The sequence below is a fragment of the Sphingomonas sp. genome (assembly GCF_031426035.1).
GTDB lineage: Bacteria > Pseudomonadota > Alphaproteobacteria > Sphingomonadales > Sphingomonadaceae > Sphingomicrobium.
Genome location: NZ_JANPKO010000153.1, coordinates 1 through 11,717, shown reverse-complemented (window position 1 = coordinate 11,717; position 11,717 = coordinate 1). Strand labels below are relative to the sequence as shown.

Sequence of the window (11,717 nt, the reverse complement as noted above, 5' to 3'; positions counted from 1 at the left end):
GCTGGTCAATTGTGGCCGCCGCGACAGCACCGCGCGGGTGGTCCATTTACTGTGCGAGACCGCGGTGCGCAGCGGGGTCGATGCCGCCGTCCAGCCGCTCAACAACCCGTTCACCCAGCAGCAGATCGCCGAGATCACCGGCCAGACCTCGGTCAACGTCAACCGCGTGTTCGCCGACCTCGAGCGGCAGGGATTGATCGCGCGCACGGGGCGCGAGATCCTGTTCAAGGACTTTGCCGAGATGCGACGCGTCGGGAGCTTCCAGCCGGGCTACCTCGATTGACGGCGCCGTCTGAGGGCGGTCGACCGGAAAGGGCGCGTGGTGGGCGCGGCAAGGATTGAACTTGCGACCCCTGCGGTGTGAACACAGTGCTCTACCACTGAGCTACGCGCCCACGCCCTCGCCGGAGGAGCGCGCATAAGGTGCGCTCCGCTTGCTGTCCAGCGGCTACTGCACCGCGTCCTTGAGCACCTTGCCGGGGCGGAACTTGGGCTGCGAGCTGGCCTTGATCTGCATCGGCTCGCCGGTCCGCGGGTTGCGCCCGGTCGAGGCCTTGCGGCGGGTCACCGAGAAGTTGCCGAACCCGACCAGCCGCACCTCGTCACCGCGCTTGAGCGCCGACGTGATGACCTCGAGCATCGTCTCGACCGCGCGCGCCGCGTCATTGCGGCTCAGACCTGCGCGATCGGCGACATGGCCGATCAGTTCCTGCTTGTTCATCGGTTCGCTGCTCCCCTCCGGGCCAGACTCGGCGGCCAAGGCTCGACGCCCCTTAAGGCAAGAGTTGGCTGCGAAGTCAAAGCCTAGTCGACGCTCAGTGGCGAACTGGGACACCCGGTTCGGAACCGTGGGCAACGGCCGGAGGCTCGACGGCATGTTCGTCGGCGTCGGTCCACTCGATCGCGCGCATCGGCTCGGTCATCGCCCGCGCCAGCACTTCGTCGACATGCGACACCGGGACGATTTCCAGGCTATCCTTGATCGACTGCGGAATCTCGACCAGATCCTTTTCATTCTCGGCCGGGATCAGCACCGTGGTGATGCCGCCGCGCAGCGCCGCCAGCAATTTCTCCTTGAGCCCGCCGATCGGCAGCACGCGGCCGCGCAAGGTGACCTCGCCGGTCATCGCGACGTTGCGGCGGACGGGGATGCCGGTCAGCGTCGAGATCATCGCCACCACCATCCCGATGCCGGCCGAGGGGCCATCCTTGGGCACCGCGCCTTCGGGCAAGTGGACGTGGATGTCCTTGCGCGCGAAGATCGACGGCTTGACCCCGAACGACGGCGAGCGCGCTTTGACAAAGCTCATCGCCGCCTGGATCGATTCCTGCATCACCTCGCCAAGCTTGCCGGTGGTCTTGACCAGGCCCTTGCCGGGGACGGTGACCGCCTCGATGGTCAGCAATTCGCCGCCGACCTCGGTCCAGGCCAGGCCGGTGACGGCGCCGATCTGGTCCTCCTCCTCGCCGACCCCGTAGCGGAAGCGGCGAACGCCGAGGAAATCGCCGAGGTTTGCCTCGGTCAGCTCGACCGTTTCAACCTTGCCCTCGAGGATCTGGCGCAGCGACTTGCGCGCGATCTTGGCCAGCTCGCGCTCGAGCGTGCGCACGCCGGCCTCGCGGGTGTAATGGCGGATGATGCCGCGCAGGCCGTCGTCGGCGAACACCAGCTCCTCGGGCTTGAGGCCGTGCGCCTCCATCTGCTTGGCGATCAAATGGCGCCGCGCGATCTCGACTTTCTCGTCCTCGGTGTAGCCCTCGAGGCGGATGATCTCCATGCGGTCGAGCAACGGCTGGGCCATGTCGAGCGAGTTGGCGGTGGTGACGAACATCACGTCCGACAGATCGTAGTCGAGCTCGAGATAATGGTCCTGGAAGCGGGCGTTCTGCTCGGGGTCGAGCACTTCCAGCAGCGCGGAGGCCGGATCGCCGCGGAAATCGGTGCCGAGCTTGTCGATCTCGTCGAGCAGGAACAGCGGGTTCGAGGTGCCGGCCTTTTTCAAATTGGCGATGATCTTGCCCGGCAGCGAGCCGATGTAGGTGCGGCGGTGGCCGCGAATTTCGGCCTCGTCGCGCACCCCGCCCAACGACTGGCGCGCGAACTCGCGGCCGGTGGCGCGGGCGATCGAGCGACCCAATGAGGTCTTGCCGACGCCGGGCGGGCCGACCAGGCACAGGATCGGGCCTTTGAGCTTGTTGGTGCGGGCCTGGACCGCGAGATATTCGATGATCCGGTCCTTGACCTTTTCGAGGCCGTAATGGTCCTCGTCGAGCACCGCCTGGGCCTCGGCGATGTCGCGCTTGAGGCGTGACTTCTTGCCCCACGGCAGGCCGAGCAGGACGTCGAGGTAATTGCGCGCGACGGTGGCCTCGGCCGACATCGGCGCCATTGCCTTCAATTTCTTCAATTCGGCGGTGGCGCGGGCCTTGGCTTCCTTCGACAGGCGCGTCTTGCGGATCTTGACCGCCAGCTCGGCGAGCTCGTCGCCGCCGTCCTCGCCCTCGTTGCCGAGCTCGCGCTGGATCGCCTTCAACTGCTCGTTCAAATAATATTCGCGCTGGGTCTTCTCCATCTGGCGCTTGACCCGGCTGCGGATCTTTTTCTCGACCTGCAGCACGCCGAGCTCGCCCTCCATGAAGGCGAACACCATTTCGAGCCGCCGCGCCGGGTTCAATTCACCGAGCAGCGCCTGCTTGTCGGCGACCTTGACCGAGAGGTTGGACGCGACCGCGTCGGCGAGCATCGAGGCGTCGTCGATCTCGCTTAGCTGGATGCCCGTCTCGGGGGGCAGCCGCTTGTTCAATTTGGCGTAATTGTCGAACTGGTCGACTACCGAGCGCATCAGCGCCTGCGCCTCGGGGCCGTCGGCGGCCTCGTCGGCGACATCCTCGACTTCGGCGGACATGAAACCCTCGCCGGGGACGAGATTGACCAGCCTGGCGCGGCGCACGCCCTCGACCAGCACGCGCACGGTGCCGTCGGGCAGCTTCAACAGCTGCATCGCGGTGGCGACCACGCCGAGGTCATAGAGCGCGTCGCGGTCGGGGTCGTCCTCGCCCGGGTCGAGCTGGGCGACGAGGAACAATTCCTTGTCGTCGGCCATCGCCGCCTCGAGCGCGGCAACGCTTTTCTCGCGGCCGACGAACAGGGGCACGATGCGGTGGGGGAAAACGACGATGTCGCGTAGCGGCAGGATCGGGAGGGTGCGGGTCATGCGAGTTATATGGGCGGGGCCACGCCGCAGCGCAACAAAGCCGCGCCGCTTTGGTCGATTAGGACCCCGCGACCTGCCCGCTGGCGATGAGCAATGCGGGGCCGAGGTTCTGCAAGGCATGGACGATGGCGGGCACGGCGAAGGCGGCCAGCAGCGAGCGCTGGCGCCACACCACGAACAGAGTCGAAAAGACCAGGAACGGCCACCAGATCACCAGCCCCCACACCGGCGCGAACGACGAATGGGCGAGGCCCCAGCCGATCGCGCTGAGGATCACGGCCCAGGTCGGGCTGACCAGCCGCAACAGGATAAGCAGAACCGCGCCCATGATCAGCGTCTCGACGATCGGCGCGAACAGCACCAGCGCACCGATCGCGGCGAGGCCGCTGACGTTGAACTCGGGGCGCGCGGCATCGGGCATCACGCCTTGCAGCAGTGCACCAAGCAGCAGGCTGGGGAAGAAAGCGGTGGCCCAGCCGACCGCAATTGCCAGCGCGGGCCGGCGCGGCTCGAGCAGAGGGGCGGGCAATGGCAGGGTCACGGCGCGGCTGCGCGCCGCGGCGTCAGTGGTCACGCGGCGTCGCCCGCCTTGCCTTTCTTGGCATAGACGCGGACCGGCTCCTTGCGGCCCTCGACCACGTCCTTGTCGATATGCACCTCATCGACCCCGTCCATCGACGGCAGGTCGAACATGGTGTCGAGCAGGATCGCCTCGAGGATCGAGCGCAACCCGCGCGCGCCGGTCTTGCGGTCGATCGCCTTGCGCGCCACCGACACCAACGCCTCGTCGGTGAAATCGAGCTCGACATCTTCCATGTCGAACAGCTTGGCGTACTGCTTGACCAAAGCGTTCTTGGGTTCGATCAAAATCTTGACCAGCGCCGCCTCGTCGAGGTCCATCAGCGTCGCGATCACCGGCAGGCGGCCGATGAATTCGGGGATCAGCCCGAACTTGAGCAAATCCTCGGGCTCGCAATGCTTGAGCGTCTCGCCGGTCTTGCGCTCGTCGGGTGCCGCGACATGGGCGCCGAAGCCGATCGACTTGCCCTGGAGGCGGTCGGCGATGATCTTCTCGAGGCCCGCAAACGCGCCGCCGCAGATGAACAGGATGTTGGTGGTGTCGACCTGGAGGAATTCCTGCTGCGGGTGCTTGCGCCCGCCCTGCGGGGGAACCGACGCGGTGGTGCCCTCCATCAGCTTGAGCAGCGCTTGCTGGACGCCCTCGCCCGACACGTCGCGGGTGATCGAGGGATTGTCGCTTTTGCGCGAAATCTTGTCGATCTCGTCGATGTAGACGATGCCGCGCTGGGCCTTCTCGACGTTATAGTCGGACGCCTGGAGCAGCTTCAGGATGATGTTCTCGACGTCCTCGCCGACATAGCCGGCCTCGGTCAGCGTGGTCGCGTCGGCCATGGTGAACGGCACGTCGAGAATCCGCGCCAAGGTCTGGGCGAGCAAGGTCTTGCCGCAGCCGGTGGGGCCGATCAGCAGGATGTTGGACTTGGCCAGCTCGACCTCGGTGCCCGGCTTGGCGCCGTGGTTGAGCCGCTTGTAATGGTTGTGCACCGCGACCGAGAGGACGCGCTTGGCGCGGCTCTGGCCGATGACATAATCGTCGAGCACCTTGCAGATCTCGGCCGGGGTCGGCACGCCGTCGCGGGTCTTGACCAGCGCCGACTTCGATTCCTCGCGGATGATGTCGTTGCACAGCTCGACGCATTCGTCGCAGATGAACACCGTCGGCCCGGCGATCAGCTTGCGCACTTCGTGCTGCGATTTGCCGCAGAACGAGCAGTAGAGCGTGCTCTTGCCGTCGCTGCCAGAAAGCTTGGTCATTGAAGTCCTTATCGTCCGGCCAGGCGCGGCTCGAAAGCCATGCTACCGCCGCTTTATCGCACAATCAAACTTGGCTTGCGGTTAACGCGCCCCGCCCCGCCGTGGTTTCTGTCCCGAATATGGATTGCCGTGGGGTGCGGGGCAAGGGGCTGAAATCGCGGCGCTAGCGCACCACCTGGCCGGCCTTGACCACGGCGGCGACCTTTTCCAGCAGCTTGATGTCCGCCAGCGGATCGCCCGCGACCGCAACCAGGTCGCCATATGCGCCAGGCGCCAGCGTGCCCACCTGGCCCTCCAGGCGCAACGCCTTGGCCGCCTCGCTGGTCGCCGAGCGGATGGCCTGCAGCGGGGTCATGCCGAACCGCACCATGTAGGCGAACTGGCGCCCGGCGAAGCGATAGGGATAGACCGCGGCGTCGGTGCCGTAGGTCAGCCTGGCCCCCGCCTTGACCGCGGCGGAAAACCCGCGGCGCTGGACGTCGGTGGTCTCGCGGTTCTTGCGCAGATATTCGGCCGGCCAGCCCTGCTTGGTGCCAAACTCCTCGATCCAGTCGCCGTTGTAGATGTCCATGTCGAGCCACACGCCCTTGGCTTTGGCCAGCGCGATGCCCTCGGCGTCGAGGTAGGAGGCGTGCTCGATGGTCCGCGCGCCGGCGCGGATCGCGGCCTTGATCCCTTCCGCGCCATGGGCGTGGGCGATGCAATATTTGCCGCGCAATGTGGCCTCGTCGCACGCCGCCTTCATTTCCTCCGGGCTCAGTTCGAGGCTACCCGGCTCGCTGCCGATCGCCAGCACCGCGCCGGTCGCGATCAATTTGATGAAATCGGCGCCCTGGTCGAGCAGGTAACGCGCGCGGTCGCGGGCCTCGCCGGGATTGCGCACCACGCCGACACGAAAGGTGTCGGGGATCGGCATGTCGCGGGCGAGGCCGCTGACGTCGCCGCCGCCGCCGGGGGTGGTGATGTAGCCCCCGGCGACGAGCATGCGCGGGCCCTCGATGGTGCCGGCCTCGATCGCGTCGCGCAGGTCGATGTCGGTCAGCCCGCGGTAGACCCCGGCGTCGCGCACCGTGGTGAAGCCGGCGCGGAGCATGGTGCGCGCCGCCTTGACCGCCTTCAGGATGGTCGTCGCTTCGGTGCTTTTGAACGGCGCGGCGGGGTCGCTGCCCTCGTCGTCGGCGCCGTCGGCGATATGGGTGTGCATGTCGATCAGCCCGGGCAGCACGGTGTAGCCCGACCAGTCGAGCGCGGGTGCGCCGTCCCGCCACGGCTCGACCGCGGCAATTCTGCCGGCGACGATCCGAATGCGGCGGTCGGCGAGCACCTGCCCGCTGGCGGGGTCGATCAGCCGTCCGGCGCGGACGTCGATCGTCTGGGCGGCGGCTGGCGTGGCCGAAATCATTGTCGCCGCGATCAGCAACAGGCCAAGTTTGCGCATTGTGTCCCCCACCCCGATTGTCGTCGCCAGCATGGCGCGAAATGGCGGCGTGGGGAAGCGGTCGACAAGCGCGCCGCGACGCGGGATAGTCGCGGCGGCGCGATATCGGGGGAGATCATGCGCGGTCATTGGTTCATTCTCGCCGCCGCGCTGCTGCTGGCGCCGAGCGGCGCCGAAGCCCGCACTCGTGCGCTGGCCGGCGGGGCGCCGTGGCAGGCGCAGATCTATTCCAATTTCACCAGCTATTCGGCGGAAGAACTGGCGCAGAAGACCTTCGCCGAGCTGGCCCATCGCTGCGGCGGCTCGCTGATCGCGCCCGAATGGGTGCTGACCGCCGCGCACTGCATCTCGCAGGAGCAGGTCGACAAGGGCTATCGCGTGCGGCTGGGCGCGACCGACCTCGAGGCCGGGGACGGCATCTCGTTCCGGATCGACCGCCTGGTCCGGCACCCCGCCTACGACCCCAAGACCAACGCCAACGATATCGCTTTGATCCGCCTCGCCGCGGATGAAAAAACCGTCGCCGCGCCCGCTGGCAAGGTCGCCGTCATCCGGCTTCACGGCGACGAGGACGATCCACCGCTTGCCGCGGGGGAGCGGGTTTCGGCCACCGGCTGGGGCAAGACCGCGCCCGGGTCCGACGGGCGCCATTCGACGATGCTGATGAAGGTCGACCTCGGCGTGATCGATTGCGCGTCGGTGCCGGCCTACGCCGGGCGCACCGACGGCGCGATGCTGTGCGCCGGTGCGCCGGGCAAGGACAGCTGCCAGGGCGACAGCGGCGGGCCGCTGATCCTGACCTACGGCGAACCGCTGCTGGTCGGCGTGGTCAGCTGGGGCGACGGCTGCGCCGATGCGGCGCGGCCGGGGGTGTATATGCGGGTCGCGGCGTACCGCGACTGGATCGACCGCGCGCTGGCGGCCGATCCGGCGCAGAACGCAGTCGACTAGCGCGTATCGCCGCTGCTGCGGGTGTCGCCCGAGCTGCGGGTATCGCCGCTGCTGCGCGTGTCGCCGCTGCTGCGGGTCTCGCCGCTGCTCACAATCTCCTCGGCGTCGATCTCGCCGGTGATCTCGCTGTCGTCGTCCGCTTCGTTGATCGGTTTGCCGCCTACGATGGTCATCGTGCCCTCCTTGGTGGAAGCGTTGCTATTGTCTCACGAAGCGCCCGCATTGGCCAGCGGCGCGCGGCGAACGTCAGGTTGAGGCGAGATTGGCCTGCAAGGCTGCGAACCGCGGCTGCTTGCGCAGCGGGTCGAGCAAGGGGTCGGTGGCGAGGTAGATCAGCCCCGAATCGCCGACCGCCTTGGCGCGCTCGAGGCTGGCCAGCGCGCCGTCGACATTGCCCCATTGGGCGAGCACCTCGGCCTGCTGGTAGAGGCTGGCGTCGCCGAGCTCGCTGCGCATCCGCGCCAGCGCGGCGTCGGCGGCGGCGGCATTGCCGAGCCGGCGCTCGGCGATGGCCAGGCCGGCCAGCGAAAAGGTCACGTTGGGCTCCTTGGCGAACGCTTCCTTCGCCTCGGCCGCCTTGCCCATCATCAGCAGCGCCGAGCCGACGTAGGAGTGGGTGATGGCGAGATCGGGCTTGAGCTGGAGCGCTCGGGCCAGCGGCGGCAGCGCGGCCGGATAGTCTCGCGCGGCATAAGCGATCGAGCCCTCGGCGCGGAACGCCCGCGGGTTGAGCGGGTCGAGCTGGACGGCCTTGGCGACCGCCCGCCGCGCCTCGCCCGCCCGCCCCGCGCGCGAGCAATACAGCGCGTAGAGCAAGAGGATGTCGGCATTGCCCCCGCCCTGCGCATAAGCGCGGTCGTAGAACGGTTTCGCCGCGGCGACATCGAGCCGCCCGGCGAACAAGGCATAGCCGAGGGCGAGGTTGGCCTCGGCGAGGCCGGGCGCGAGCGCGACCGCGCGGCGGGCGGCGGCGATCGCGTCGGCATAGAGCGGCTTCAACTGCTCGGCTTTGGCATATTCGGCGGCGATCGCGGCCAGCGAGCGGGCGCGGCCGGCGTGGGCCATGGCGAATTTGGGGTCGGCCGCGATCGCGGCGTCATATTGCGCCAGCGCGGCGCGGTCGGCCGGCTCGTCGGTGGCGTTGAGAAACAGGTCGCGGCCGCGCAGGAACGCCTCGTAGGCGGCGACGTCGCGGGTGCCGCCGGGCGCCGGCTCGGCCGCGCCGAGCTCGAGCGAGAGCGCTTCGGTGACGGTCCGCGCAATCTCGCTCTGGACTTCGAAGATGCTGTCAATATTGCGGTCGAAGCTATTGGACCAGCGCGAGAAACCGGTCTTGCCATCGATCAGGTCGGCGGCGATGCGCAGCACCGGGCCCGAGCGCCGCACGCTGCCTTCGAGAAGGAACGCGACCCCCAGCTTGCGGGCCACGGTGATGGCGTCCTCGCGGTGGCCGCGGGCGGTGTTGGACGAGGTCCGGGCGAGCACCCGCAAACGCTGGTTGCGCGCCAGCTCGGCGCGGATCTGCTCGCTCAGGCCATCGGAAAAATAGCTTTGCGCGGGGTCGCCGCCGAGGTTGGCGAACGGGATCACGGCGACGCTTGCACTGTCCTCCCCGCCGCCAAAGTCGACCAGCCCGCTGCGCCACGCGGCGACGCCTCCGCCGGCGACGAGGATCACGCCACCCGCGGCGAGCAAAGCGCGGCGAGAATGCGGCTGGGCCAGCACCGGTGTCGACGCAAGCGGCGCCTCCTGCCCGGCGAGCGCGGCGAGACGCTGCAGCAAGGCGGGCAGCGGCGGCGCGTCCTTGCGCCCGCGCCATGCCGAGAGGTCGACGGTCTGGTATTGGCGAAAGCCCAGAGGCGGCTGGCAGCCGTCGAGCGTGATTGGGACCAGCCGCTTGCGCTCGCGCCCCCTTGCCGCCTCGTCGCGCACCCAGTCGGAGCCGACCGAATGCTTCGACCACAGCACAATCACCGCGTCGGCCTGCTCGAGCGCGGCCTCGATCGATTCGGCGAACCCCGCCCCGGCCTCGATCAGCCCGTCCCACCACACCGTGACGCCGGCCTCGCGCAGCGCCGCGACCAGAACATTGGCGCGCTCCGCGTCGGGATGGGCATAGCTGACGAACACCGTGACCGGCGTTGCCGCGGCATCGGATTGGTCGGTCGGCGTCGCCATGCCCATGCCCCCACGGCGGCCAGCAGCCGCCACCCGGGCCAGTGTCGCATACTCTATCGCGAAAGGGCAGCGGGCTTGGGCACGCGCAATTGCTCGGGCAGATCGCGGCCCAAGCGGTCGAATTCGGCCGCGATCGCCGGGCGGGCACGCAGGCGCTGCCACTGATCTGCCCACACCGGCGGCTGATCGTTCGATAGCGCGACAGCCTGAAGATTGCGGACAAAATCGGGATGGAATTTCGGCTTCTTCAGCGCCTCGAGTGCGACGGCTTCGGCTTGGTCCAGCTGGCCGGCGCATAACAGGCCGGCGATCGTCTGCGCCGCAGCGTCGTCGGCATGTCGGCGCAGCGCCGGGAGGATCCTGGCGGCCTCGTCCGTACGCCCGAGGCGACTGAGCGTACAAAACTGCAATTGGCGCACCACTTGTTGAGCGTAAGGCGTGCCGCCGGTGAGCGCCGAAGACTCGGTCAGGCCAAGCAACGCGCGGGCCTTTTCGAACTGGCCATCGGCGGCGAGCCGGCCGAGGCGGTTGATCGTCATGTTGACGATCCAGGTGGAGCCGATCGCGGCTTTATTGAGCCGTGCGAACAGCTGATCCGCCTCATCGACCCGGCCGCTCGCGTGGAGCGCGAAAGCGACGTTGTTGACCAGCCACCCCATCTGTTCATCGGCGACGGCCAAGGCCGCATCGGACGACGGGATTTTGGACCGATACTCGATCGCATCGGCCAGACGGCCCGCATCGTGGAGCGCAGAGACGAGCGTTTGCAGCGCTTCGAGATCGCCGGGATTTTCAGCGACGGCACGCTCGGCGGAAGCGACGGACGATCCTCGAACGATCGCGAGCTGCGGGCCGGCAAGCTTCTCGATGTCGGGCCACAGCGCCGAAAACCGCTTTTGCGCCAGCAAATTCTGGATCGCGCGCGGCTCGTCGATGTTCGGCAGCAACTCACGCGCCCCGGCAATGTCGCCGCGATCGATCAGGATGCCGATTGCCTGCTCAGCGAAGAAATCGCCGCGCACGGGTCCGCCGAAGCCGAGCCTGGCCAAAGCGACCTTGCGGTCGTCGTTGCGCTGCTGTTGCCCGGCTGGCTCCTGTTGCAGAAAACGCCGGACGAAATACCAGTCTGCCCGGCGGGCCACGTCGGGGAAGCGCGCGATCAAGCGGTCGAGAGCATCCGCCGCGACCGCCATATTGCCGGCCATCATGGCCGCGTCGAATTGAAGCGCGGTAGGATGGGGATCCATCGGCGCCAGCCGCTGCGCCTCGGCGAAATGCTTGGCCGCCTGCTTGTCCCGCTTGAGCCCGAGCTGTGCCGCGCCGCGCATGGCCTGGAGCATCGCCCGGCCTTCCTTGTGGCCGGGATCCGCCAGCCGTTTGGCAGTCGCATCCGCCTCGGCGAACCTGCCACTGTATAATTGCTTGAGGAAGAGCCTAAACGGCCTTTCGTTATCGCTCTGCGGGACTTCTTCAGGCTGCCCGGCGGCCTGAGCACCGGCCGGTGCTGCGGCCCCAACCAGCAGCACCGCGGCAATCATCAATAGTCGAGACATGTCGCCCCCACCCGTCACGCGACCCGGCGCCGTGCAGGGTATAGCGCGTGAAGGGTTTGGCAAGGCGGCGCGGCGGCGGCGGTGCGCTAGGCGGGTGTGATGTCCGCGGCCCCCGTGGTGTCGCCGTCGCTGGCGTCGGGGCGCTTGTCGAACACTTCGTCGATGATGCCGAACGCCTTGGCCTCGTCGGCCTCGAGGAACTTGTCGCGGTCCATTGCCTTCTCGATCGCCTCGATCGGCTGGCCGGTATATTTGGCGTAGAGCGTGTTCAAGGCCGAGCGCATGCGCAGGATCTCGCGCGCCTGGATCTCGATGTCGGCGGCCATGCCCTGCGCCCCGCCCGACGGCTGGTGGACCATGATCCGGCTGTTGGCGAGCGCGACGCGCATCCCCGGCTCGCCCGCGGCGAGCAGGAAGCTGCCCATCGACGCGGCCTGGCCGATGCACACCGTGCCGACCTTGGGGCGGATATATTGCATGGTGTCGTGGATCGCGAGGCCGGCGGTGACCACGCCGCCCGGCGAATTGATGTACATGAACACGTCC

At 68.1% G+C, this 11,717-nt stretch carries 11 protein-coding genes and 1 tRNA gene; 2 read left to right on the top strand and 10 right to left on the bottom strand.

The window, feature by feature from the left end; genetic code table 11:
- Nucleotides 1-283 (top strand): helix-turn-helix domain-containing protein (locus RMP08_RS11390; protein WP_310469119.1); only part of this gene is annotated, 283 nt, incomplete at its 5' end.
- Between the two features lie 37 nt (nt 284-320).
- Here RMP08_RS11390 and RMP08_RS11385 read toward each other — a convergent pair.
- The 6 genes from RMP08_RS11385 to RMP08_RS11360 form a co-directional block, all read right to left on the bottom strand.
- Nucleotides 321-395, bottom strand: a tRNA-Val gene (locus tag RMP08_RS11385).
- Between the two features lie 53 nt (nt 396-448).
- Complete coding sequence (locus RMP08_RS11380; protein WP_310469118.1) at nt 449-721, bottom strand: HU family DNA-binding protein; 273 nt, start codon at nt 719-721, stop codon at nt 449-451.
- 94 nt (nt 722-815) lie between these two features.
- On the bottom strand, nt 816-3,215 hold the full coding sequence (gene lon, locus RMP08_RS11375) for an endopeptidase La (RefSeq protein ID WP_310469117.1): 2,400 nt from the start codon (nt 3,213-3,215) through the stop codon (nt 816-818).
- Nucleotides 3,216-3,273: 58 nt separating this feature from the next.
- Complete coding sequence (locus tag RMP08_RS11370) at nt 3,274-3,789, bottom strand: CPBP family intramembrane glutamic endopeptidase (RefSeq protein ID WP_310469116.1); 516 nt, start codon at nt 3,787-3,789, stop codon at nt 3,274-3,276.
- Nucleotides 3,786-5,051 (bottom strand): ATP-dependent Clp protease ATP-binding subunit ClpX, encoded by a 1,266-nt coding sequence (gene clpX, locus RMP08_RS11365; protein ID WP_310469115.1) that lies wholly within the window; start codon nt 5,049-5,051, stop codon nt 3,786-3,788. Before clpX ends, RMP08_RS11370 begins: the two co-directional genes overlap by 4 nt.
- 163 nt (nt 5,052-5,214) lie before the next feature.
- Nucleotides 5,215-6,522 carry an amidohydrolase family protein gene (locus tag RMP08_RS11360; protein ID WP_310469114.1) on the bottom strand — a complete coding sequence of 436 codons (1,308 nt, stop codon included), beginning with the start codon at nt 6,520-6,522 and terminating at the stop codon, nt 5,215-5,217.
- A gap of 84 nt (nt 6,523-6,606) precedes the next feature.
- Here RMP08_RS11360 and RMP08_RS11355 point away from each other — a divergent pair, with 84 nt between their 5' ends.
- The gene (locus tag RMP08_RS11355; RefSeq protein ID WP_310469113.1) at nt 6,607-7,440 is read left to right on the top strand and encodes a serine protease; all 834 of its coding nucleotides are present in this window, start codon (nt 6,607-6,609) and stop codon (nt 7,438-7,440) included.
- On the opposite strand, the gene RMP08_RS11350 is transcribed toward RMP08_RS11355, so the two are convergent.
- From RMP08_RS11350 to RMP08_RS11335, 4 genes are all read right to left on the bottom strand, one after another.
- A complete protein-coding gene (locus RMP08_RS11350) occupies nt 7,437-7,613 on the bottom strand; it encodes a hypothetical protein (RefSeq protein WP_310469112.1) in 177 nt (58 codons plus the stop codon). The two genes, RMP08_RS11355 and RMP08_RS11350, sit on opposite strands and share 4 nt — an antisense overlap.
- Before the next feature lie 73 nt (nt 7,614-7,686).
- Nucleotides 7,687-9,618 (bottom strand): TIR domain-containing protein, encoded by a 1,932-nt coding sequence (locus tag RMP08_RS11345; protein WP_310469111.1) that lies wholly within the window; start codon nt 9,616-9,618, stop codon nt 7,687-7,689.
- A gap of 53 nt (nt 9,619-9,671) precedes the next feature.
- Nucleotides 9,672-11,156, bottom strand: coding sequence for a hypothetical protein (locus tag RMP08_RS11340; RefSeq protein ID WP_310469110.1), 1,485 nt, complete (start codon nt 11,154-11,156; stop codon nt 9,672-9,674).
- Between the two features lie 101 nt (nt 11,157-11,257).
- On the bottom strand, nt 11,258-11,717 hold a 460-nt coding region (locus RMP08_RS11335; RefSeq protein WP_310469109.1), incomplete at its 5' end, for an ATP-dependent Clp protease proteolytic subunit.